Raw genomic sequence first — 23954 nt, 5'->3', positions numbered from 1 at the left:
AGCCGAACCATGAGCCAAATCATGAGCGAATCGCGCAATGAACCCACGGCTGCACCGCAAGGCATCACCCAGCAGGAAATCGACCAGCGGGTTTTCGATCTCTACGACGAGTACTGCCACGGCCGCATCGACCGGCGCGAGTTTCTCTCGCGTGCCGCCGCGATGGTGGTGGTCGGCGGTTCCGCGCTGGCCATGGCCGAATCGTTGCTGCCGAACTACGCGCAGGCGCAGACGATTTCCTTCACCGACACCCGCCTGAAAGGCTCGTACGTGACCTATCCGTCGCCCGGCGGAAATTCGGGGACGATGCGCGGCTATCTCGTCCAGCCCTCGGGTAACGGGCCGTTCCCGGTGGTTTTGGTGGTTCACGAGAACCGCGGTCTCAACCCGTACATCGAAGACGTCGCGCGCCGGCTGGCGGTCGAAGGCTTCCTCGCGCTCGCGCCGGACGGCCTCCATCCGCTCGGTGGTTATCCCGGCAACGACGACGACGGGCGTGCCCTGCAGATGAAGCTGGACCAGGCGAAGCTGCGCACCGACCTCCTGAACAGCGCCGTGTTCCTGAAGAATCATGCGCTGTCGACGAAGAAACTGGGCGTGACCGGGTTCTGCTATGGCGGCGGCATCGTCAATTATCTTGCCGCAACACTTGGTGCCGACATGCAGGCCGGCGCGCCGTACTACGGCGTCGCGGCCGATACGGCCAGCGTCGCCAACATCAAGGCGCCGCTGGTGTGCCATCTGGCTGAAAACGACGAGCGGATCAACGCCACCTATCCGGCGTTCGAGACGGCGCTGAAAGCCGCGGGCGTCGATTACCAGGTGCATACCTACCCGGGGACCCAGCACGGCTTCCACAACGACTCGACCCCGCGCTACAACGCCGAGGCAGCCAAGCTCTCATGGGAGCGGACGCTGGCGCACTTCCGCAAGCATCTCGCGTGAATGGCAAGACTCGTCATTCCGGCGCATGCCGAAATCCAGAAAATTCAACGAACGGGACCCCGGCTTTCGCCGGGGTGACGAATAGTTCAGCGTTTCTTTTACGGCAGGAACGGCTTGCCGAGTGACGCCGGCAGGTTGTTCTGCAGCACGCGGCGGTCGCGCGAGATGACGACCAGCACGACGATCGTCGCCACGTAGGGCAGGGCGGCGAGAAGCTGCACCGGGACCATGATGCCGAGGCCTTGCGCGTGGAACTGCAGGATCGTCACCGCGCCGAACAGGTAGGCACCGAGCATCAGCCGCGCCGGTTTCCACGAGGCGAAGACGACAAGCGCCACGGCGATCCAGCCGCGGCCGGCACTCATGTTCTGCACCCACAGCGGCGTATAGACGGTGGAGAGGTAGGCGCCGGCGATGCCGGCCATTGCGCCGCCGAACGCCACCGCGCCGAAGCGGATGCTGATCACCGGGTAGCCGATGGCGTGTGCCGACTCCGGCGATTCGCCGATGGCCTTGAGCAGCAGGCCGAGGCGCGTTTTGGCCAGCGTCCAGGCAATGCCGGCGAAAGCCAGGAACGAGAGATAGACGACCCAGTCCTGCCTGAACAGGATCGGGCCAAGCAGCGGGATGTCGGAGAGCAGCGGAATGGCGATCGGCTTCAGGCCCGGCAGGCTGTAGGCGACGTAGTGCTGGCCGATGAAGGCGGAGAGACCGATGCCGAAGATGGTGAGCGCCAGCCCGCAGGCCGCCTGGTTGGCCGCCAGCGAGAGCGCGAAGAAGCCGAAGATCATCGCGGTGGCGGCACCGGCCAGGGCACCTGCGGGTAGGCCGGCCGCGACACCGTAGCCGGTCTCGGCGGCGGCGGCGAAGCCGGCAATCGCGCCGACCAGCATCATGCCCTCGACACCGAGGTTGATCACGCCGGTGCGTTCGGCGACCAGTTCACCGAGGCCGGCGAAGATGAGTGGCACGGCGGCGCCAAGGGTGCCGGCCAGGATGGGGATCAGATGGTCGATCATGGGCGTTTGTCGTTGAGTGTCAGCGGTTCAGAACATCACAGGGCTTCGTCATCCCGGCGAAGGCCGGGATCCACTCGGCGCCCCGAATTTCTGGATTCCGGCTTTCGCCGGAATGACGGTGGATGTTTCATATGTTTCTGGTTTTCGGTCACACGAGCCGGCGAATGCGGTTGTCGATGAACACGTCCGAGCCGAGCAGGAAGAACAGCAGCATGCCCTGGAAGATGCCGGTGATGGCGTAGGGCATCTGCAGGCTGACCTGCGCGGCTTCGCCGCCGAGATAGATCAGCGCCATCAGGAAGCCGGCGAGGACGATGCCGAGCGCGTGCAGGCGACCGAGGTAGGCGACGATGATCGCGGCGAAACCGTAGCCCGGCGAGATGTTCAGGTTCAGTTGCCCGACCGGCCCGGCGATTTCGCCGACGCCGGCGATGCCCGCGGTCAGCCCGGACATCACCAGGCAGAACCACACCGTCTGCTTGGCCGAGAAGCCGGCGTAGTGCGAAGCGGCCGGCGCCAGTCCGCCGACTTCGATCTGGAAGTGCATGAAGCTCCTGGCGTTGAAGATCCAGAAAACGAGAACGGCGGCGATGGTGATGAACACCGAGGTATTGACCCGCGAGCCTTCGAGCAGGATCGAGAACAGGGCGCTGTCGCCGAACATGATCGATTGCGGGAAGTTCATCCCCTCCGGGTCGCGCCACGGGCCGTTGACCATGTAGGCGAGGATCAGGCTGGCGACATAGCTGAGCATCAGCGTGGTCAGCGTTTCGGAGGCGTTGAAGCGCGTCCTCAGCAGGGCCGGGATCGCGCCCCACAGCGCGCCGCCGATGGCGCCGGCGACAACCATCGCCGGCACGATCCAGGCCGCGTCCATTCCCTCGGTGGCGATCGCCACGCCGCCGCCGAAAAGCGCGCCGACGATCAGCTGCCCCTCGGCGCCGATGTTGTAGATGCGCGCCTTGAAGCCGATGGCCAGCCCCTGCGCGATGAGGATCAGCGGGCAGGCCTTGATCAGCAGTTCGCTCCAGCCGTAACCGCTTTCCAGCGGCTGGATGAAGAAGACGTGGAACGAGGTCAGCACCGGCTTGCTGAGCATCCAGAACAGGAAGGAGCCGGTCAGCAGCGTTGCCGCCACGGCGATCAGCGGCGCAGTCCAGCGCATCACGCGCGAGGGATGGGGCCGGGGTTCAAGCAGATGCATTAGTCAACTCCATCGATGCGGGGACACTGCCGTCTTCGGCATGGTCGAACAGGCCGGCCATTTGCAGGCCGACCTTTTCCGCGTTGAGTTCCGCGCGCGGCTGTGCCGGCGACAGGCGGCCCTGGGCGAGCACGGCGATGCGGTCGGCGATCTCGAACAGCTCTTCCAGTTCCTCGGAAACCACCAGGATCGCCACGCCGGTGCGCGAGAGGTCGAGCAGGGCCTGGCGCAGGATCGCGGAGGCGCCGACGTCGACGCCCCAGGTTGGCTGGGCGACGATCATCACCTCGGGCTTCAGCATGATCTCGCGGCCGACGATGAACTTCTGCAGGTTGCCGCCGGAAAGCGAGCGGGCGTTGGTCGACGCGTCGGCGCCGCGCACGTCGAAGCGGTTGACGCATTCGTCGGCGTAGTCCCGCGCCTTGCCGTAGCGCACCAGACCCCAGTTCTTCATGCCCTGGCGGTGCGCGGTGAGCAGCGCGTTGTGCGAGAGCGACAGTGGCGGCACCGCGCCGCGGCCGAGGCGTTCTTCCGGCACGTAGACGATGCCGCGGTTGCGTCGCTGGCCGGAATTGAGATGGCCGATCGGCTTGCCGTCGAGGCGGATCGTTTCCTTGTCGACCGTCACTTCGCCGGACAGCGCCGAGAGCAGTTCGGCCTGCCCGTTGCCAGAGATGCCGGCGATGCCGAGGATCTCGCCGGCGTTGACGATCAGCGAGATGTCCTTCAACGCTGTGCCGAAGGGAGAGGTCGGTTCCAGGCTGAGCCCCTGCACGGTCAGCACCGGGCGATGCTCGCCTTCGTAGATCGGCGCTTCGCATACCGGCAGTTCGCGGCCGATCATCATCCGCGCCAGGCTGCCGGGCGTTTCCTCGCGCGGGACGGCCTTGCCGGTGACCTTGCCGTTGCGCAGGATCGTCGCATGGTCGCAGAGCGACTGGATTTCGTGCAGCTTGTGGCTGATGTAGAGGATCGACACGCCCTCGGAGGCCAGTTGGCGCAGCGTCTCGAACAGCTTGACGACCGCCTGCGGCGTGAGCACCGAGGTCGGCTCGTCGAGGATCAGCAGCTTCGGCTTCTGCAGCAGGCAGCGCACGATCTCGACGCGCTGGCGTTCGCCGACCGACAGGCTATGCACCATCCGGTTCGGATCGAGCGGCAGGCCGTAGTGCTCGGAGACTTCCTTGACACGCTTGGCCAGTGCCGGCAGGTCGAACGGTTCGTCGAGCACCAGCGCGATGTTCTCGGCGACGGTCAGCGTCTCGAACAGCGAGAAATGCTGGAAGACCATGCCGATGCCGAGACGCCGGGCCTGCGCCGGGTTGGCGATGTTGACCTCGTGTCCGTCGAGCAGCACCGTGCCGGCGTCGGCCTTCACCGCGCCGTAGATGATCTTCATCAGCGTGCTCTTGCCCGCGCCGTTCTCCCCGAGTACTGCGTGGATCTCCCCCGTCTGGACGCTGAGGCTCACGTCCTCGTTGGCGACGATGGTCGGGTAGCGCTTGGTGATTCCGATCAATTCCAGGCGGGGAACGGGTTGGGACATGCGTACTCCGGCAGGGCGGTTGTCTTTGTCTGTTCTGAGGATGTTGGCGGGTGAAACGGGTAGTTGGCCACGAGGAATCAAACGGACCTTTCAGAAACCATCATTCCGGCTTTCCCTAGAATGACGTGGCTGTCCGTGTGTTTCCGTATGGCTGGCTACGCGGCATCCCGGCCGCAGACCACGCGGGCCGGAAAGGTTCGCATGATACACGTTTGCCACGGGGCTTTATCACTCGAAAACCAGGGTAGTCGCATGAATGACGCTGTTGTTAACAGTTGGAATAGTGGTTGACGATCAACGAGTTGCAAAGGGGGTGTTCACAGCACCTTGAATTGTGTAGTTTTCTGTCTTTTTGGAGTGGTACATGGAAACAGAAAACCGACTGCGACTCGCGGACGTCTTTGTGTCGATCACGGATCCGAGACAATCGAGCAAGGTGGAGCTCGACCTTGTCGAATTGCTGGTGATCGCGGTTAACGCGGTACTGGTCGGTGCGGATACGTTTGTCGAGATCGAGCTGTGGGCGCGGGAGCGAATCGACTGGTTGCGCCGGTACCTGCGCCTGGAAAACGGCGTTCCCTCGCACGACACCTTCGGTCGCCTGTTCGGCCTGATCGACCCGGACGAATTCGAAGCCGCCTTCCGGCGCTGGGTCAGGGCGGTCGTCCCGTCGCCTTTGCCGATGATCAGATGCGCGCACGGATCAAGCATGCCGCGCATAACCTCGCCATCCTCAAGCACATCACCCTTAACCTCATCCGCCTCGATCCAATCAAGCGTGAAGGCGGCATCAAGGCCCGGCGTTTCATCGCCGCTACCCCCGTTGCTTATCGCGAACACCTCCTCGGACTCGTTTGATGTTCATGCGATTGCCGTGCTCGAAAACAGGCGTGCAGGTCAGGCAGCGTCCGACTCAAACGAGCCAGTCGGCTTGCTCCGAAACGAACGTTCAGCGTTCACACCCACGGGCGCAGGGACGGGGATCCAAAAGTCATAATTTGGGCTTGTCCATTACGCTATCCCCGATAGCGCAGCGCATCGACGAGCAGGGAAAATGCGGGAGTGTTCTGGCGGCGACTCGGGTAATACAAGTGGTAGCCTGACATTCGCACAGACCAATCGGCGAGCACACGCACGAGCCGACCTTTCGCTAAATGGTCTTTCACCACATCCTCGGGCAGATAGGCCAGTCCCAGCCCCGCCAGTGCCGTATCGAGGTGAAGCGCGATCGTGTTGAACGCCAACTGTCCTTCAGGGCGCACCTTCAGCTCGCGCCCATTCTTCACAAACGGCCACGACCAAAAGCCGCCAGACGTCGGTAGGCGAAGCGCGATGCAATGGTGCTCGGTCAGATCGTGCGGCGTTTTTGGTTTGCTGCGCTTCTTGAAGTACGAGGGCGCTCCCACGACAATTTGGTCGAAGTCCGGCCCGATGCGCACGGCGATCATGTCCTGCGCAACCTGCTCGCCAAGGCGAATGCCCGCATCAAAGCGATCGGCCGCAATGTCGGTGAGGCCATAGTCGTTGATGATTTCGACACCGATGTCGGGGTAGTCGGGCAGCAGCTTCGCCAGTGCAGGCGCGAGAATTGTCTGGGAGGCGTGTTCGACCGAGGTGATGCGTAACCTGCCTGCCGGCGTATCCCTGAGTTCGCTCAATGCCGCCAATCCGTCGTGGATGCCATCAAAGTGCGGCCCGATCGTGTTGAGCAGCCGTTCGCCTGCTTCAGTAGTCGAGACGCTGCGCGTGGTGCGGGTGAGCAGCCGCACGCCCAGCCGTTGTTCAAGAGTCCTGATCGTCTGACTCAATGCAGGTTGAGAGACGCCAAGCTTCGCGGCCGCCCGCGTGAAGCTCTGCTCCCGGGCCACCTCCAGAAAGAAGATCAAATCATCCACACTCGCCCGCGCCATTGATAACACCTCGTTATAAGCGTAAGTAGATTATAGGCTCTAATCATATGGGTTGCAGAGTGCTACTTTGACGACGTGCTCTGCAATACCTGTTGCAGACGAACCTTGCTGACAGGAGGCAAAGGCGATGGCAGCAAATGACGAAACTGGTCGACCAACGGGTCAAGCGCCTGATCGACGCGGATCTGAAGACAACGCGCGTCGTCAGTTCTTGAAGAATTCGGCTTTCCTGGGTGCATCCCTGGCGATAGGCCCAGTGCTCGCAAGCGGATCAGCTCAGGCGCAGGACAGAAACACTAAACCCAATGGAGTCACCACGATGAAACCACGAAAACTAGGAACGATGCAGGTGTCCGAGATCGGTGCCGGGTGCATGAGCATCAGCTCGAACTATGGACCGCCCGCCCCGAAAGAACAGGGCCTGAAAACAATCCGCAAGGCTTTTGAAAATGGCGTGACCTTCTTTGACACGGCCGAGGTCTACGGCCCCTACACGAATGAAGAGTTGGTGGGTGAAGCCCTCCAGTCGGTCCGTGATCAGGTCAAGATCGCCACGAAATTTGGCTTCGCCATCGACGGCACGATCGCGCTGAACAGCCGACCCGAGCACATCAGAAAAGTCGTCGAGGAATCGCTCAAGCGTCTGCGGACTGATCGCATCGACCTCTACTACCAGCACCGCGTCGATCCGAGTGTGCCGATTGAGGATGTCGCCGGTGCGGTGAAAGACCTCATCCGGCAGGGCAAGGTTCTGCACTTCGGCCTCTCCGAGCCGAGCGTAAAAACCATCCGCCGCGCGCATGCCGTGCAGCCCGTTGCCGCAGTTCAAACCGAATACTCGCTGTGGACCCGCAATGTCGAATTGAACGGTGTTCTGGCCACCTGCAAAGAGCTGGACATCGGCTTCGTGCCGTGGGCGCCGCTCGGGGAAGGATTCCTGACAGGCAAGATCGACACGAATACCCGATTCGATCCGAAGACGGATTTCCGCTCTGGCTTCCCGCGCTTGTCGGCCGAATTCCTGCCCAGGAATATGCCGATCGTTGAGTGGCTGAAAGCGTATGCGGCCAAGAAAGGGGCGACCCCGTCGCAAATTGCGCTGGCATGGCTGCTGGCAAAGGGGCCGAACATCGTCCCGATCCCCGGCACGCGCAACGAGGCGCATCTGCTCGAAAATCTCGGTGCGCAGCGCGTTCATCTTACGGCGGAAGACGTGCAGGAGATCGAAACCTCGCTGTCCAGGTTTGTCGTGTACGGCGACCGCATGGGCGAGGAGCACATGAGCCAGATCGATTACACGATCTGATTCCACGGCTGCCGGCATCGCGATCGACAGGCCCATCAAGCCTGTCGATCTAATGCAGCCGCCGAACAACGCTAACAAAAGGCAAGTTGCCAAGTGAAACACAGCAAATTATTCGAGCCAATTACACTCGCGCCTAACCTCCTTTTGCGCAATCGCATTGCGATGGCGCCGATGACCACGTGGGCCAGCAACGACGATGGCACGGTGTCTGACGATGAAGAGGCCTATTACCGGCGGCGAGCCAAAGACGTTGGCCTAGTCATTACCGGGTGCACCCATGTACAGGCGAATGGCGTCGGTTTCACGGGTGAATTTGCCGCCCATGACGATCGTTTCATTCCGAGTCTGACAAGATTGGCAGCAGCTGCCAAAAGCGGCGGCGCTCCCGCTTTTCTTCAGATTTTCCATGCGGGCGTGAAAACACAGCCAGCTTTGGTCTCCGACGTCGTGGGTGCGAGCGCAGTAAAGGGTGAATCCGGTCCGTTTGCCCCCGCCCTTACGCCGCGCCCGCTTCGCGAAGAAGAAATACTCGAAGTCATTCAAGCCTTCGCCGATGCAACCCGCCGCGCCATCATTGCGGGGTTTGATGGCATCGAGTTGCATGGCGCGCACGGCTTCCTGATCCAGAATTTTTTCTCCCCGCAGACCAATCGCCGTAATGACCGTTGGGGTGGCTCGCTCGAAAACCGGATGCGTTTTCCACTCACTGTCGTCGCTGCCGTAAAGAGCGCGATTGAGGCACATGCCGATCGGCCCTTCGCGCTGGGCTACCGCATCTCGGTTGAAGAAGTAAACGAGGGCGGTCTGCGGATTGCGGACTCGCTCCAGCTCATTGATCGCCTCATCGACGGCGGCGTGAGCTACGTTCACGCGTCGCTCAGCAGCGCGATTGACCAGAAGCCGGTCGACGGCAGGTCCGGACGCACGATCGTGCGCATTCTTCATGATCACATCGACGGGCGCGTTCCGCTGATCGCAGCGGGGCAGATCCGAACGGCTGAACAGGCCGAACGGGGCATCGATGAAGGGCTTGCGCTTGTCGCGGTTGGTCAGGGACTGGTGATGAACCCGGACTGGGTTGTGCGCGCAAGATCTGGGTATGGCAGCGATGGCAAACCCCCGGTTTCGTTGCAGGACGTCACCAGCCTTGCCATTCCGCAGAAGCTGTGGAACATCATCGAAGACACGCCAGGATGGTTCAACGTCGTCCGCGATCAAGCCGAACGCCAACCGATTGAAGTTGCCTCCCATGGATAGGTTGACGACAGCACGAGACATGACTGGCCCCACGCCCACGCACTCCTTTGAGCAAGCGATTCGGGAAGGTCGACACTTCGCTTTTGGCGGTTGAAATGTAACAGTAACCGATAGCTCATGGCCGAATTCAGACCCAGGATATTCAAGTAAGCATCGTGTAACTGCAACTTCGCCGAGCATCGTCCCCCTCCCCGATGATCCGGAATCCAAAGTGGTCTGGTGAACATCACCGGGGACTATCGTCCTCCATATTCCGGATGCCCCATGTTTCAACCTTTCAGGGGCGAAGAGCTTCCATTCCTCTGGCGTGGCTTCGCTCCAATTCCTCGTTGGTAAGGACGAATTCGGCATTGTCGGTCAGCCGCTCGACCGCCAGGTCGATGAAGGCGCGCACGCGGGCCGGCTGCGCAGTTCGGCTGCCGTAGTAGATGTACAGGTTGTGAACGTCGGTCATATGTTCGAGAAGCAGCGGCACCAGACGACCGGCGCGAATCAGCGAGGCGGCGGTCGGTGCGGCCAGTTGTCCGATTACCTCGCCAGCGAGCACCGCGCGTAACTCGAATGCCTCGTCGTTAGTGCAGAAGGCCGGGGTGACGTACTGGTCTTGGATGCTCTCGCCCACCCGGACGCGCCAGGGGACAATGTGGCCGACGCTGGAGGGCCGAAAGGCGCTGCAGCGATGGGCGCCGAGATCGGCTAGGCTTTTCGGGCGGCCGTACTTGCGCAGGTAGCTTCGGTCGGCGCAGATAATGAGCTGAAGGGGGAACAGGCGCCGGGCGATCAGTCCCTCCTGCGGCGCGTGGCCGAGGCGGAAGCCGACGTCGACCCGGTCTTCGACCCAGTTGCCGATCCGGTCGTCGAGTTGCACGTCGGGCTGGACTTCCGGGTAGAGCCGGCAGTACTCGTCGAGCACCGGCCCGATGATCGGCTGCAGCACCGTGCGCGGGCCGACGATGCGCAACGGCCCGGCGATGTCCTCCCGTGTCTTTCTCGCCCCTTGCAGCGCCTGTTGCAAACCGAACAGGGCGGGCTGGGCCGCCTCCAGGAATCTCTGCCCCTCCTCGGTCAGGGACATGCTGCGCGTGGTGCGGTGAAAGAGGCGCACACCCAGATACTTTTCCAGTTGCCCCAATGCCTTGCTTGCCGCTTGCGGCGAGATGTTCTGGGATGTCGCGGCCTTGCTCAGGCTGCCTAGTTCGACGGTGCGGACGAAGGTGGTGATGGAGCGTAGTTCGTTGATCGACATGGTTGTCCCGGGTCAGTATTTGTATATTTAAGTTGTAAATCATTCAACTATTATGTGTCTAGTTGAATGTATATCGTCGCGCTAAAGTTCGGGCCGTCAACTGGCATCGGCCAGTCATTCCCAGTTATCTCGAAAAGGAAGCGTAAGTGGACAATTTCACCTTTTTCAACCCGACCCGAATTGAATTCGGTACCGACAAGGAGCAACTGATCGGCCAGATCCTCGCCGAGCACGGTGTCGGGAAAGTGCTGCTTTGCTTCGGCAGCGACCGCATCAAGCGCGACGGCCTGTTCGCCACCGTCAGCGCGAGCCTGAACCAGCACGGCATCGGGTTCGTCGAGTGCGGCGGCATCGTCAGCAACCCGGTCGTCTCGAAAGTGCGCGAAGCCATCGCGCTGGCGCGGGGGCATCAGGTCGATGCGGTCCTCAGCGTCGGTGGCGGTTCGGTGCTCGACAGTGCCAAGGCGATCGCCGCCGGCACGCTGTATCAAGGCGACGTCTGGGACCTGTTCATCGGCAAGGCCGCCATCGAAGCCGCGCTGCCGATCTTTTCGATTCTTACGCTGGCGGCCACCGGCAGCGAGATGAACAGCGGGGCCGTGGTGACCAACGAAGCAACCAAGGAAAAGTTTGCCATCGGTTCCGGGCACACCTTCCCCAAGGTCTCCATCGTCAATCCCGCACTGATGCAAACGGTGTCGCGCGACTACCTCGTGTATTCGGCAGCCGATGTCATTGCGCATTCGATCGAGGGCTATTTCACCGCCACGGTACAGCTGAAGATCCAGTCGCGCCTGGTCGAATCGGTGATCACGACGGTGATCGAAACCACCGAGGTGCTGCTCGCGGACCCGCACGACTACAACGCCCGCGCCGAATTCGCCTGGGCCGCGACGCTGGCGCTCAACGGCATCACCTACGCCGGCACGTCGGGCTTCGGCTACCCGAACCATATGATCGAGCACTCGTTGTCAGCCTTGTTCAATGTGCCGCACGGCGCAGGCCTCTCGGTGGTAATGCCGGCCTGGATGAAGTGGTTCCGCGGTCGCAATCCGGCGCAGTTCGAGCGCTTTGCCAGGCAGGTGTTCGGTCTGAAGACGGCAGAAGAAGGCATCGCCGCGCTGGAAAAGTGGTTCGACAAGATCGGCACGCCGACGCGCCTTTCGCAACTCAACATCACCGCTGCCGACCTGCCGGCCATCCTCGGAAATCTGGAAGGCAACGCGCGGTGGTTCGGGTTGGCCGAGACGTACACGCAGGATGTGCTGGAAGAGATTCTCAGGAAGGCGCTGTAAGGCTTCAAAGAGACGCTGAACCATTCGTCACCCGGCGAAGGCCGGGGTCCGGTTCGTTGGATTTTCTGGATTCCGGCCTTCGCAGGAATGACGAATCTTCAATACATCAGCACTTCCAAAACTCCGTCGCGACCTACGAAACATGACTCATAACCCCCGTCACCGCACCGTCCTCGCCATCATCATGGCCAGCTACCTGATGCTGGTGGTCGACATCTCGATCGTGCTTACCGGCCTGCCACGCATCCAGGCCGCGCTGGGCTTTACGCCAGCCGGGTTGTCGTGGATACAGAACGCCTACACCTTGGCCTTCGGCGGCTTCCTGCTGCTCGGTGCGCGCGCCGGTGACATCCTCGGCCGGCGGCGCATGTTCATCGCCGGACTCGGCATCTTCACGCTCGCCTCGCTGGCCATCGGCGCGGCGACTTCGCCCTTCTGGATGATCGCCTTCAGGGCCGTTCAGGGCTTTGGCGCTGCCGTGCTGGCGCCCTCGACGCTGGCGCTGATTACCACGCATTTCGAGGAAGGCCATGAGCGCAACCGAGCGCTCGCCTGGTATGCGGCTGCGGCCGGTATCGGCGCCACGCTGGGGCTGGTGCTCGGCGGTCTGCTGGCGGACCTGATCTCCTGGCGCGCCGGCTTTTTCATCAACCTGCCGATCGGCGCACTGCTGATCGCCGGCACCCTGCGCAACATCCGCGAGACCGAGCGCCACAGCGGTCGTTTCGATCTGGCAGGCGCGCTCACGTCCACGCTTGGCATGTGCTCGCTGGTGTTCGGCATCGTCGAAGCCGCCGAAGCTGGCTGGGCATCGCCGCTCACGCAGGGCTCCCTCATGGCCGGGGTGATCCTGCTCGCCGTTTTCGTGTGGATCGAACGACACGCCAGCCAGCCGTTGCTGCCGCTCGGGATGCTTGCCAATGCGCAACGCAACGGTGCCTATGGCGCGCGGCTATTGTTTCTCTCCGGTATGGCGGGATTCTGGTTTTTCACCGCGCAGTACCTGCAGCGCTCGCTCGGCTTTTCGCCGATGCAGGCCGGCCTGGCCTTCATCCCGGTGACGGTGCCGCAGTTCATTGCCTCGGTCAGCGTGCCGCGCGCAACAGGCCACTTCGGGCAGCGCCGAGTGCTGCTCACCGGGTTGGCGCTGTGCGTTCTCGGCCTCGCCTGGCTCAGCGTCACCGAGGCACAGATGTCCTATCTCGGCGGCGTGGTCGGACCGATGCTGCTGCTTGGTTTGGGCCAAGGCTGGGTGCTGGCGCCGCTGACGGTCGCCGGTGTCGCCGGCGTCGAGAGCCACAACGCCGGTGCGGCCTCCGGCCTTGTCAATGTCGCTCACCAGCTTGGTGCTTCGCTCGGGCTGGCAATTCTGGTCGTGGCTTATGCCGGCGGTCAGGGGAGCGTGTTCGATCCAGCCAGCATCGCACGGCACACCGGTGTCACGATGGAGGTCGCGGCCGTGCTGTTGCTCGTGGCGCTCATCGTGTCGGCCCGCTTCATCCGTTTCGACAGAGTGAAATCGCAGGAACGGCACACACCACAGCTCGCGCAAGACAGCAGCGCTAGCTAAGTCATTCCGATAGAAAAAAGGAAAGAGCACCATGCAATTCACCACTTTGAACAACGGCGTTGTAATGCCCATGCTGGGGTTCGGCGTCTATCAGATGAATGACGCCGCGCAATGCGAAGCGGCCGTCGCCGAGGCGTTGCGCGTCGGCTACCGGCTCATCGACACGGCAGCGTCGTATGGCAACGAAGAGGCCGTCGGCCGTGCCATCGCCACGAGCGGCATTCCGCGCGAGGAGTTGTTCGTCACCACCAAACTGTGGCTTTCAGACGCCGGCTACGAGAAAACCCGCCAGGCGTTCGAGCGCTCGCTCGCCCGGCTGCAACTCGACTATCTCGATCTGTATTTGATTCATCAGCCCTACGGCGACGTGTACGGCGCCTGGCGGGCCATGGAAGAACTCAACGATGCCGGCCGCATTCGCGCGATCGGGGTGAGTAACTTCCATCCTGATCGGGTGATGGATCTGATCGTGCACAACCGCGTCGTCCCGGCGGTCAACCAGATCGAGACGCATCCCTTCTGCCAGCAGACGGCCACGGCGCAATTCCTGCGGGAAAACGGCGTGCAGGTCGAATCGTGGGGGCCTTTCGCCGAGGGGCGCAACAACCTGTTCGGCGACCCGACCTTGACCGCCTTGGCGGCAAAACACCGTCGCAGCGTTGCCCAGATCGTGCTGCGCTGGTTGCTGCAGCGGGGTGTGGTGGCGATTCCCAAATCGGTTCGTCCGGAGCGCATTGCTGAGAATTTCAACATTTTCGATTTCGTTCTAGCTACAGACGACATGGCCGCGATCGCCGCACTGGATACCGGCAAGAGCGCCTTTTTCGACCACCGCGATCCCGCCATTGTGAAATGGCTCGGTGAAGCGTTACGCAACACCTGATTCAGCGAACAGGAAAGGAATCATCATGCAAACACGCAAACTCGGTACCAGCGGGCTGGAAGTCTCGGCCCTCGGGTTGGGCTGTATGGGGCTGAGCTTTGGCTACGGTCCGGCGACCGACAAAGCGCAGGCGACTGCGCTGATCCGCCGTGCTTATGAACTGGGGGTCACCTTCTTTGATACCGCCGAGGCCTACGGGCCCGGTATCAATGAAGAACTGCTCGGCGAGGCGCTGGCTCCCTTCCGCAGCAAGGTGGTCATTGCCACCAAGTTCGGATTTCGCAACGGCACGGTCGCCGATGGTGTGGACAGTCGGCCGGAGAACATTCGCGCGGTGGCGGAAGCTTCGCTTCGCCGATTGAGAACTGACGTCATCGATCTCTTCTACCAGCATCGTGTCGACCCGGATGTGCCGATGGAAGAGGTGGCCGGTGCGGTGAAACAACTGATCGCGCAAGGCAAGGTACGTCACTTCGGGATGTCCGAAGCCGGCGCCGAATCGATTCGACGGGCGCACGCGGTACAGCCGGTTGCGGCGTTGCAGAGCGAGTACTCGCTGTGGTGGCGCGAACCGGAAAAGGAAATCCTGCCGTTGCTCGAAGAACTGGGTATCGGTTTCGTGCCTTTCAGCCCGCTCGGCAAGGGCTTTCTGACCGGTGCTATCAATGCCGATACGAAGTTCGATGCGACCGATTTTCGCAACGTCGTGCCTCGCTTTGCCGAAGCTGCTCGCCAGGCAAACCAGCGCCTGGTCGACGTTCTCGGCGATATCGCTACGGCCAAGGGCGCAACGCGCGCGCAGATCGCTCTCGCCTGGTTGCTGGCGCAGAAACCGTGGATCGCGCCGATTCCCGGCACGACCAAGCTGCTCCGCCTGGAAGAGAACCTTGCGGCGGCGGCCGTAGAGCTGAGTGCTGCAGATCTGCAGGGCATCGAGGCAGCGCTTGCCGGTATCAGGGTTGAAGGCGAGCGCTACCCGCAGCATCTGCAGCAGCTTGTCAGACGCTGAGGCTGAATCAATGACGAATCCGGACGTGAGAGCGGATAGGAATGAATGAAATGAGCAAGGAAATATTGAATTCACCGTCTGTGGATGGGTTGATACCGCCCGAGATGGCAGGGCGGCGGAAACTGATCAAACTCGCCGCCGGACTTATTGCGGGCGGCAGCCTTTCCGGACTGTCTTTTGTGCCGCCGGCCGCGGCCCAGCCGGCAGGCGGGCGCCGCATCCTGGTTGCCTACTACTCGCGTACGGGAACTACGCGTGAAGTGGCGAGGCAGATTCAGAAAACCGTGGGTGGTGCACTTTTCGAATTGCGCACGGTGCACCACTACCCGGACGAATACCGTCCTACGACGCAACAGGCCAAGCGTGAGCTGGAGGACGGGTATCGCCCCCAACTCGCAACACCGGTGAATGCCATGGAAACGTACGACACCGTGTTCATCGGATTTCCGAACTGGTGGGGAACGATGCCCATGGCGTTCTTCAGTTTCCTCGAGCAGTACCCGCTCGACGGCAAGACGGTGATCCCTTTCTGCACTCATGAAGGCAGCGGCTTTGGACGCAGTCTGGACGACCTTCGCGCCAATTGCGGCAGTGCGCGCATCCTCGACGGATTGGCCTTGCGCGGCGGCGGGGTGGAACGGGTAGCTCGGGAGTCTGCGCAAAAGGAAATCGGCGGGTGGTTGCGTGGCCTTGGTCTGGGGTCCAGCGCAGCGGCATGAAAGGGCCGGGGCAGCTCTCAAGGAAATTCGCGCTGGATGGCGTGATGCTCGCGCTGATCCTGGCCGAGTTCGCCTATGGCTTGACCGGCAGTACGGCGCATGAATTGCTCGGTCTCGGGGTGCTCGGGCTTTTCGCTCTGCACGGTGGCTGGAATTGGCGGTGGTTCGCCGGGTTGCTCAAAGGGCGTTACCGCGGAATACGGTTTGCCACGTTTGCGATCAACGCGTCATTGCTGATTTCGGCAGTGCTGATGATGGTCAGCGGGATCGTCAATTCGCAATTGCTGTTCCGCACGACGGGTATCGAACTGAATTTGATGCCGCGTGTGTTGCACACGGCCTCCGCCTACTGGTTGGTTGTCCTGGCTTCGATCCATCTGGGCCTGCATTGGACTCAAATCATGGCCGAGGTGCGGCGGCTGTTCCCTAAATGCCTCCGCCTTGTTTATTCGTGGGGGGCGATGCCGATCGTCGGCGGTGTCATTGCCATCTCTGCCTTTGGTTTCCATGCCGCGTTGGATCGCTCCCTGTATGCGCGAATGATCGCGTACTACTCCTTCGGCGACTGGAATTTCGCGGAATCCGTCGCCGAATTTTTTGTCCAGTATTTGGCGATCGTCGCGTTTCACGCGAGCGTCGCGTACTACGCCCTGCGTTTCGGCAGATCGTTGCGTTCGCGAACCGCGAGTACCGAATCGCTCATCAAACGAGGTTGATACATGCAGCAGGAAATTGCACTTGAGCTCGAACCGCCCCTCCGTCGTCGATCTTCACGATGGAAAATAATGGTCGTGTTGACCGGAGTTGTGATCATGAGTGTTTTTGCCTGGGCGATGCGCTTTCAGCCGCCCGCCTATGACCTGTCGCCACAGTATCGTGACGGCCGTTTTCACAATACCGTGCCGCGGCCGGCACGCAGTTTTCTTGCCGGGGCAGCGCTGTGGTACGCCTTCCTCTTCGACAAGCCCGCCGGGACGACGCCCGATCGGGTCATTCCGGTGAGCACGCTGACGCAGTCCGAACTGCTTGCCGCTCCCGACAACAGCGTTTGGCGTCTCGGGCATTCCAGCCTACTGTTCAAGCTGCACGACAAGTTCTGGCTGACCGACCCGGTATTTAGCGAGCGCTCATCGCCGGTGCAGTGGTTCGGCCCGAAGCGATTTCACGCGCCGCCGATTACGCTGGACGAACTGCCTCCGATCGAGGCAGCGATCATCTCGCACAATCACTACGACCATCTGGATCACGCGACCATCATGGCGCTGCATGAGCGCGTCAAGCATTTCATTACACCGTTGGGCGTCGGTGCCACGCTCGTCTCGTGGGGAGTGCCGGCGGGCAAGGTGCAGGAACTGGACTGGTGGGAGCGAGCCAGCGTTGACGGCATCCGCGTTGTCGCCACGCCGGCTCGGCACTTCTCCGGGCGCGGTACCGGCGACGCCAATCGCACACTTTGGGCCTCGTGGGTCATCACCGGGAATGGATTCAATCTCTTCTTCAGCGGCGACAGCGGCTATTCCGACGGCTTCAAGGAAATTGGCCGGATGTTCGGTCCTTTCGACGTGGCCTTCGTGGAAACGGGCGCGTACGACACCCGTTGGGAAGCCGTGCATATGCTTCCTGAACAAACCGTGCAAGCCTTTGGCGACCTCCGCGGAAAGTGGCTCGTTCCGATCCACAACGGCACCTTCGATCTCGCCATGCATGCTTGGGATGATCCGATGGAGCGGGTTGCTCGCTTGGCGTCGGAGCGAGGAGTGGCGGTGTCGACGCCCGAAATGGGTGAGCGTATCGGGCTGCTTTCTCCCCATGCCGGGCAGGCGTGGTGGCGAGACTGAAGAGATTTCGGTTGTAACGTCGCTTCTGCAGGATCTGTGGTTTTCGGCTAGTATCCGCCTCAATCTATATCACCCAACACCCTCGGGGTTTGCCATGAGCGAGACACTGCCGGATGCCGATACCTATTACATGGGCATTGCCTTTGCCGTTCGCGAGAAGGCGAACTGTACGGGGAACCGGGTGGGAGCGGTGATCGTTCGCGACAACCGGGTGATTTCCACCGGCTACAACGGTGTTCCTGAGGGCATGCCTAACTGCCTCGATGGTGGTTGTCTGCGTTGCCAGAATCCGGGCGGTCGCTTTCCGAGCGGAACGGGGTACGACTTGTGCATTTGCGTGCACGCCGAGCAGAACGCCATCCTGTCCGCTGCCCGATTCGGCATCGCTGTGGCGGGTTCAACGCTTTACACGACAATGCAGCCGTGCTTCGGTTGCGCCAAGGAAATTGCGCAGGCCAAGATCTGCGAAGTGGTCTACCTGCATCCATGGGTACCGACCGATGTCGATCCAGCAATGGACCGCGACAAGAAAGCCGAGTACGAGAAGATCATGGCCCGGATCAAGGTTCGCCAGATGAGCATGCACGACCCGCGCGCGGAGTGGGCGGTGCGGAACTATCGCAAGCAGGTCTAGCCGGGCCGCTGCTTAGCGGTTCTGGCGCAGCGACTTCGCCAGTTTCACGAAATTGCTCGCGGGCGGCGAAAGCCCGATGCGCGGCGAGGCGACAGCCAGACCGACGGTGGGTGCCTTCCCCTTGATCTTGCGGAAAACGACGCCGTTGATGCTGAACTGCTGTATCGAGTCGGGTACGAGTGATACGCCCTGTTCGGCGGCGACGAGCGACAGAATCGAGGCGATCTGCGGCGCGGGCTGACCGAGCGTCGGTTCGAAACCGGCCTTGCGGCAGGCCGCCAGCGCGGTGTCGTGCAGGCTGATGCCGATCGCACGCGGGGTCAGGATCAGCGGATCGTCGCGCAGGCTGGCGAGCTCGATGCTCCGGCCTGACGTTGCTGCGGGGTGCGCGGCAGGCAAAACGGCCACCAGCGACTCGACGGCCAGCGTGACGTAATCCATCTCCGGCGGGTCCGATTCACTGGGGCGCAGGACAGCGACATCGAGGCGCCCATCGAGCAGACCATTCATGAGCGCGACCGAATTGGCTTCCTCCAGCCGGATCTCGACGGCCGGATAGGCCCGCCGGAAGTCCCTGATACACGCCGGAACTATCGGGTTCAGTGCCGCCGTTCCTGTAAATCCCAAACTGAGCCGTCCCGTCTCGCCGCGGGCAGCGCGCTGGGCAGCGCGCACCGCGTCGGCCGTCTGTGAAGGAATCCCCTTGACGTGATCCAGAAACGCCTTTCCTGCTTCGGTCAGTTCCGCCCCGTGCGGCACCCGATGGAAGAGTTGCGCGCCGACCTCGGCCTCCAGATCCTTGATCTGCTGGCTGAGCGGCGGCTGCCCGATGCCCAGGCGCGCGGCGGCACGGGTGAAGTTTCCTTCCTCGGCGATCGCCAGGAAATAGCGGAGGTGCCGGAGTTCCATAGGTATATATAAAACAGATAAAGATCGTAGGAAGTATATATTGGAAATATGAAATGGCCGTCGATATACTCCGTTCGTATCGAATAAACGAACGCCTGATCCATGAATTCCGCAACGACAGTCATCGACGCTTTGTCACCAACAGCAACGCCGCTGAAGAACGAACCTGTTCCCCAGTGGATCCGTCTGGGAACGGCGGAGTATCGCAACGCCGGTTTCGCGCTGTTCCTGGCCGGCTTCGCCAGCTTTTCCCTGATTTACTGCGTTCAGCCGCTGTTGCCGGCATTTACCGAGTCCTTTGGCGTCAGTCCCGCCGAGAGTTCGCTGGCGTTGTCCCTGACCACCGGACTGCTTGCCATTTCGATCGTGCTGGCCGGAGCCTTTTCGCAGGCCCTCGGTCGGCGTGGCCTGATGTTCTGCTCGATGGTGCTGGCCGTGCTCTGCGATTTCGCGGCCGCCGCGGCGCCGGACTGGCGCCTGCTACTGGTCGCCCGGGCGGTTGAAGGCTTCGTCATCGGCGGTGTTCCCGCCGTGGCGATCGCCTATCTCTCGGAAGAAATCGAACCAGCGAATCTCGGGCGGACGATGGGGCTCTATGTCGCCGGGACGGCCTTCGGCGGGATGATGGGGCGGGTCGGCATGGGTGTGATCACCGAATTCACCTCGTGGCGCTGGGCGCTCGGCATTCTCGGGGGGCTGTGTCTGGCAGCGGCCATCGGCTTCCTGATCCTGCTGCCGCGCTCAAGAAATTTCGTGGCGCGGCCGGGATTCGATCCGCTGTTCCATCTGCGCACGTGGCAGCGGCATCTGCGCAATACCGGCCTGTTGCGCCTCTACGGGTGCGGGTTCCTGCTGACGAGCATCTTCGTGACGCTGATGAACTACGCCACCTTCCGGCTTTCCGGGGCGCCGTATCACCTGAGCCAGACGGCGCTCAGCCTGATTTTCCTGGCTTACGGTTTCGGCATGGTGTCGTCGTCGATGGCGGGCGGACTGGCCGACCGCTTCGGTCGTCGGCCGCTGCTGGTGGCCGGATTCGTGACGATGCTTGGCGGCGTGGTGCTGACGCTCGCCGGGTCGCTGCTGCTGATCATCGTCGGCATCGTGCTGGTGACTTCCGGTTTCTTCATCGGACATTCGGTCGCCAGCGGCTCGATCGGGCCACTTGCCGGGACGGCCAAAGGGCATGCGGCGTCGCTTTATCTGCTCTTCTACTACATGGGGTCGAGCATCGTTGGCTCGATGGGGGGCTGGTTCTGGCAGTACGGTGGATGGAATGCCGTCAGCGGATTGATCGCTTCGTTGGCAGCGCTCGGTGTCGTGCTGGCTATGTCGGCGCGAGGTCCGAGGTAATAAGGGCCGACCGGAGAAGTTGCGTGCTTCACGCAGGCAAGTCGGACGGGTAAAACCGCCGCTGCCGCTTCCCCGGTCGGGATCTGGCCACTCATGCGGCCACGCTCAGTGAGCGGCAGCGATGTTCGCGGGGATCGAACGTGCACGCTTGACCGGTGCCTTGCTTTCCTTGGCCAGCTTCTCCTTGGTGTCCAGCAGGTAGACGTAGAAGAACGGCCAGCCGTAAGCCATGACGCCGCTGACGAACAGCAGGAACAGCGACGATGTGGCGATGGCCAGAATCAGCACGGCGAGTGAGGCGAGGGACGAGAAAACGTGGTTTTCGAGAAGAAAATCAACGATACGCGGTTTCATGATGTTTCCTTTCATCAGGGTTGGTTGATGTCACATAGTGAAAACAATCACCATCTGACGGAAATCATCTTATCGAGAATGGTTCTACGCTGTGTGGCGATTGTTTGGGCCTTTGTCCGACCTTGTGTAGCAGCGCGTATCTGCCGGGAACTTTCAGTGGAAACGGCTGACGCTCAGAAAATCGGCACGGCGATCATCCGGCGTCGTTCGAAGCGCACCAGTTCCTTCACCCCGGCCTTCCGCAAACCCTCCAGCGCCTTGTCGAAATGCCGCCCGACCTGGTGCGGGGCGTGTGCGTCCGAGCCGAGGGTGAGCGGCACCCCACAGGCGGCAAGCGCTTCGACGACGTCCCAGCCCGGCATGAATTCCTGCGCCGGGTTGTCGAGTCCGGAGGTGTTGATTTCCACAGCAATGTCGTTGGCCAGCAGATCCGGGATCAACGGCTCGACGTAGCGCAGCATGCCGCCGGCCGGCATGCTGCCCATCTTCTTCGGCAAGTCGAGGTGGCCGACGACGTCGCAGAAACGTTCGCGGATCATCATGCCGACGAAGTGGAAGTAGATCTCGCAGACGTCCTCGATGCGCCAGTCGTCGTACATCGCCGGTTCCTGCATTTTTTCGAAGCCGATGTTGTGCACTGAACCGATCAGGTAATCCCATTCGTAGCGGCGCGCCGTGTCGCGGGCGACGTCGAGGCGGCTCGGGATGAAGTCCATCTCCATGCCCAGACGGACGCAGAACGGCGTCTCGCCGTCGCGGTTGTAGCGTTCCTGCAGGCGACGCACGTCGGCAACGTAGTCGTCCTGCTCGTCGGCGCGCATCGCGTAGCGCTGCTCCTTGGCGTGCAGCATCCAGTGGCTGTGGTCGGAAAAGCCGAATTCGGCAATTCCTTTGGCGAGCGCCTGCTCGACGTAGGCTTCCATGCTGCCGCTGGCGTGGCAGCAGCGGGTGGTATGACTGTGGAAATCGATCAAGGTTGGCATTTGAACGGTGTGGCTGATGGATTCAGTGGTGGCGCCGGGGCGAGCGAACGGTTCCAGCGTTTTAGAAAAAAGAACGTGAATTATCCGTCACCCCGGCGTTCGCCGGAATAACGAGGTCAACTTCGATTTCGTGACTCGTCAGTGAAGCTTGAAACGGCTCACCGATGTTTCAAGCTCAGAAGAAAGCTGCTGCAGGTGCCTGGCCGCTTTTGCAGTTTCGGCAACGGCCCGCGCGCTTTCCTCCGACATCTGGGCGATGTTCTCGATGTTCTTGGCGATGTCAGCCGATGCCGTGCTCTGCTCGCGAATCGCCTCCGAGATGCTGGTTACGACCTGCATGACGCGTTGGGCGCCGCTGCGAATCTCGGTGATCGAATCGCCGGCCTGACCTGCCAGCGCAACACCTTCTCCAGCCTGCTGGACGCCGCGTTCCATGCTCGAAACCGCTTCATGGGTTCCGGACTGGATTTTACCGATCGTCGAAGCGATTTCTGCGGTCGATGCGCTCGTCCGTTCCGCGAGTTTGCGGACTTCGTCGGCAACGACCGCGAAGCCTCGCCCTTGTTCTCCGGCCCTCGCTGCCTCGATGGCCGCGTTGAGCGCGAGCAGGTTGGTCTGATCGGCAATTTCCCGGATGGTATTGACGATCGAGGTGATCTGGTCGGACTGGCGCCCCAGTTCTTCGATCACCAGCGCCGCCACCTGGACCGTCGACGCGATTTTTGTCATTTCCTTCGAGGCATTTTGTGTGACCTCGGCCCCGTCGCCGGATAGATCGCTGGCCTGCACGGAGATCGTGTGCGCCTCGCGGGCGTTTTCCGAAACCTGGTCGATGCTGACAGTCATTTGCTCCACAGCGGCTGCCATGGAAGAGGCAGATTCGCTTTGTCGTTGCGAGCGGCTGGCTACTTCTTCCGACGCCTTCAGCAATTGATTCGAGGCGGTAGATAGTTGTCCGGAACTGCGCCTGATTTCCTCGATCATCGCTCGCAGCGTATTTTGCATTTCCTTCATTCCAGCCAGCACGCTGTCTATGTCGTTTTCGGCGCAGTCGACATCCGTACTCAGGTCGCCGGTGGCGATCCGGCGGGTCACCTGTGAAACTTCCTGCGGATCTCCTCCGATCGCTTTCAGAACGCTGCGTCCGACCCACGTCAGCGTTACCGCCATGAATCCACCGATCAGTACGATCCAGCCAAGCAGCTTCAGCGCATTTTTCCGGAACAGCGCGTCGACATCGTCGATGTAGATCCCGCTGCCGATTACCCATCCCCACGTATCGGATTTCTTCACGTAAGAGACCTTGTCGACCTCGTCCTTGAGTCCGGGCTTTGGCCAAATGTAATTGACGAACCCGGCGCCCCGGGTTTTTGCCACGTTGCTGAATTCGAAGAACATGCGCTTGCCGCTCTTGTCCTTGAAATCGGACAAATCCTTGCCATCCAGTTCCGGCTTGATCGGATGCATGACGATGACCGAATTCAGATCGTTGATCCAGAAATACTCCGTCTCGTCGTAGCGCATCGCACGCACTGCGTCGATCGCCAAGTGCTTGGCCTCGTCCTGACTTAGTCTTCCAGATGTGGCTAGCCCTTCGTACATGCTTACCGTGCTTTGCGCGACCTCGACTAGTCCATTGAACCAGAAGAATCGCACCGGATATGGCGGGACGGATCGGCATACTTCCACTTGAGTGGTTTGGCATTTTTGTTGTACTGGCGAATGTAGCGCATGAGTTTTTTGTGCAAGTCGGAGGTGCTGGTGAAGATGCCGCGCGCAATGACGTCGCGCTGGATGCGGCCGAACCAATTCTCGACCTGGTTCAACCAAGAACTGTAGGTGGGCGTGAAATGCATCGAGACGTTGGGATGATCGACGAGGAAGGTATCGACTGCCGCGGTCTTGTGGCTACTGACGTTGTCGCAGATGACGTGAATCTCGCGTCCTTTGGGCTGGCTGGCGACCACGTCAGAG

At 61.5% G+C, this 23954-nt stretch carries 22 protein-coding genes and 2 pseudogenes; 14 read left to right on the top strand and 10 right to left on the bottom strand.

Annotated elements, in window-relative coordinates; genetic code table 11:
* Positions 1-9: 9 nt before the first annotated feature.
* A complete protein-coding gene (locus tag BO74_RS05845) occupies positions 10-945 on the top strand; it encodes a dienelactone hydrolase family protein (RefSeq protein ID WP_496440757.1) in 936 nt (311 codons plus the stop codon).
* Positions 946-1043: 98 nt separating this feature from the next.
* Here the strand turns inward: BO74_RS05845 and BO74_RS05840 are convergent, their stop codons facing one another.
* The 3 genes from BO74_RS05840 to BO74_RS05830 all read right to left on the bottom strand — a co-directional run bounded on the left by BO74_RS05840 (position 1044) and on the right by BO74_RS05830 (position 4714).
* On the bottom strand, positions 1044-1964 hold the full coding sequence (locus BO74_RS05840; RefSeq protein WP_496440756.1) for an ABC transporter permease: 921 nt from the start codon (positions 1962-1964) through the stop codon (positions 1044-1046).
* 148 nt (positions 1965-2112) lie between these two features.
* The gene (locus tag BO74_RS05835) at positions 2113-3168 is read right to left on the bottom strand and encodes an ABC transporter permease (protein WP_496440754.1); all 1056 of its coding nucleotides are present in this window, start codon (positions 3166-3168) and stop codon (positions 2113-2115) included.
* A complete protein-coding gene (locus BO74_RS05830) occupies positions 3155-4714 on the bottom strand; it encodes an ABC transporter ATP-binding protein (RefSeq protein WP_496440753.1) in 1560 nt (519 codons plus the stop codon). Before BO74_RS05830 ends, BO74_RS05835 begins: the two co-directional genes overlap by 14 nt.
* A 364-nt stretch (positions 4715-5078) precedes the next feature.
* On the opposite strand from BO74_RS05830, the pseudogene BO74_RS05825 reads away from it, so the two are divergent.
* Positions 5079-5387, top strand: a pseudogene (locus BO74_RS05825) (ISAs1 family transposase); the annotation flags it as partial.
* Positions 5384-5572 (top strand): annotated as a pseudogene (locus BO74_RS05820) (ISAs1 family transposase); the annotation flags it as partial. The pseudogenes BO74_RS05825 and BO74_RS05820, both read left to right, overlap by 4 nt.
* Before the next feature lie 158 nt (positions 5573-5730).
* Here BO74_RS05820 and BO74_RS05815 read toward each other — a convergent pair.
* Positions 5731-6624, bottom strand: a complete 894-nt coding sequence (locus BO74_RS05815; protein WP_496440751.1) for a LysR family transcriptional regulator — start codon at positions 6622-6624, stop codon at positions 5731-5733.
* Between the two features lie 127 nt (positions 6625-6751).
* On the opposite strand from BO74_RS05815, the gene BO74_RS05810 reads away from it, so the two are divergent.
* Both BO74_RS05810 and BO74_RS05805 read left to right on the top strand, forming a co-directional pair.
* Complete coding sequence (locus BO74_RS05810; RefSeq protein WP_496440750.1) at positions 6752-7930, top strand: aldo/keto reductase; 1179 nt, start codon at positions 6752-6754, stop codon at positions 7928-7930.
* Positions 7931-8023: 93 nt separating this feature from the next.
* A complete protein-coding gene (locus BO74_RS05805) occupies positions 8024-9187 on the top strand; it encodes an NADH-dependent flavin oxidoreductase (protein WP_496440749.1) in 1164 nt (387 codons plus the stop codon).
* Between the two features lie 277 nt (positions 9188-9464).
* On the opposite strand, the gene BO74_RS05800 is transcribed toward BO74_RS05805, so the two are convergent.
* Positions 9465-10433, bottom strand: coding sequence for a LysR family transcriptional regulator (locus BO74_RS05800; protein WP_496440747.1), 969 nt, complete (start codon positions 10431-10433; stop codon positions 9465-9467).
* Positions 10434-10579: 146 nt separating this feature from the next.
* Between BO74_RS05800 and BO74_RS05795 the strand changes: the two genes are divergently transcribed.
* The 8 genes from BO74_RS05795 (at position 10580) to BO74_RS05760 (ending at position 18381) form a co-directional block, all read left to right on the top strand.
* A complete protein-coding gene (locus BO74_RS05795; RefSeq protein WP_496440745.1) occupies positions 10580-11728 on the top strand; it encodes an iron-containing alcohol dehydrogenase in 1149 nt (382 codons plus the stop codon).
* Positions 11729-11870: 142 nt separating this feature from the next.
* Complete coding sequence (locus BO74_RS05790) at positions 11871-13298, top strand: MFS transporter (RefSeq protein WP_496440744.1); 1428 nt, start codon at positions 11871-11873, stop codon at positions 13296-13298.
* A gap of 31 nt (positions 13299-13329) precedes the next feature.
* On the top strand, positions 13330-14181 hold the full coding sequence (locus BO74_RS05785; RefSeq protein ID WP_496440743.1) for an aldo/keto reductase: 852 nt from the start codon (positions 13330-13332) through the stop codon (positions 14179-14181).
* Positions 14182-14206: 25 nt separating this feature from the next.
* Positions 14207-15190, top strand: coding sequence for an aldo/keto reductase (locus BO74_RS05780; protein ID WP_496440741.1), 984 nt, complete (start codon positions 14207-14209; stop codon positions 15188-15190).
* A 50-nt stretch (positions 15191-15240) separates the two neighbouring features.
* A complete protein-coding gene (locus tag BO74_RS05775) occupies positions 15241-15909 on the top strand; it encodes a flavodoxin (RefSeq protein WP_496440740.1) in 669 nt (222 codons plus the stop codon).
* Positions 15867-16625, top strand: coding sequence for a DUF4405 domain-containing protein (locus tag BO74_RS05770; protein WP_496440739.1), 759 nt, complete (start codon positions 15867-15869; stop codon positions 16623-16625). The genes BO74_RS05775 and BO74_RS05770 overlap by 43 nt, the downstream gene beginning before the upstream one ends.
* 96 nt (positions 16626-16721) lie before the next feature.
* Positions 16722-17747: an MBL fold metallo-hydrolase gene (locus tag BO74_RS05765; RefSeq protein ID WP_496440738.1), complete on the top strand. Its 1026-nt coding sequence runs from the start codon at positions 16722-16724 to the stop codon at positions 17745-17747.
* A gap of 94 nt (positions 17748-17841) precedes the next feature.
* Positions 17842-18381: a deoxycytidylate deaminase gene (locus BO74_RS05760; RefSeq protein ID WP_496440736.1), complete on the top strand. Its 540-nt coding sequence runs from the start codon at positions 17842-17844 to the stop codon at positions 18379-18381.
* Between the two features lie 12 nt (positions 18382-18393).
* On the opposite strand, the gene BO74_RS05755 is transcribed toward BO74_RS05760, so the two are convergent.
* Positions 18394-19290, bottom strand: a complete 897-nt coding sequence (locus tag BO74_RS05755) for a LysR family transcriptional regulator (protein WP_496440735.1) — start codon at positions 19288-19290, stop codon at positions 18394-18396.
* 102 nt (positions 19291-19392) lie between these two features.
* Between BO74_RS05755 and BO74_RS05750 the strand changes: the two genes are divergently transcribed.
* The gene (locus BO74_RS05750) at positions 19393-20643 is read left to right on the top strand and encodes an MFS transporter (RefSeq protein WP_496440734.1); all 1251 of its coding nucleotides are present in this window, start codon (positions 19393-19395) and stop codon (positions 20641-20643) included.
* Between the two features lie 105 nt (positions 20644-20748).
* Here BO74_RS05750 and BO74_RS05745 read toward each other — a convergent pair whose 3' ends face one another.
* The 4 genes from BO74_RS05745 to BO74_RS05730 all read right to left on the bottom strand — a co-directional run.
* Entirely contained in the window at positions 20749-20997 is a 249-nt protein-coding gene (locus tag BO74_RS05745; RefSeq protein WP_496440732.1) for a hypothetical protein, read from the bottom strand.
* Between the two features lie 173 nt (positions 20998-21170).
* Positions 21171-21980, bottom strand: a complete 810-nt coding sequence (locus BO74_RS05740; RefSeq protein ID WP_496440731.1) for a histidinol-phosphatase HisJ family protein — start codon at positions 21978-21980, stop codon at positions 21171-21173.
* A gap of 138 nt (positions 21981-22118) precedes the next feature.
* On the bottom strand, positions 22119-23636 hold the full coding sequence (locus BO74_RS05735) for a methyl-accepting chemotaxis protein (RefSeq protein WP_496440730.1): 1518 nt from the start codon (positions 23634-23636) through the stop codon (positions 22119-22121).
* Positions 23609-23954, bottom strand: a 346-nt coding sequence (locus BO74_RS05730) for a transposase (RefSeq protein WP_496440729.1), incomplete at its 5' end; no start/stop codon positions are given. The genes BO74_RS05730 and BO74_RS05735, both read right to left, overlap by 28 nt.

The sequence above is a fragment of the Propionivibrio pelophilus DSM 12018 genome, from assembly GCF_059569095.1.
The sequence above is the reverse complement of the archived record's forward strand: the minus strand, read 5'-3'. Positions and strand labels throughout refer to the sequence as shown.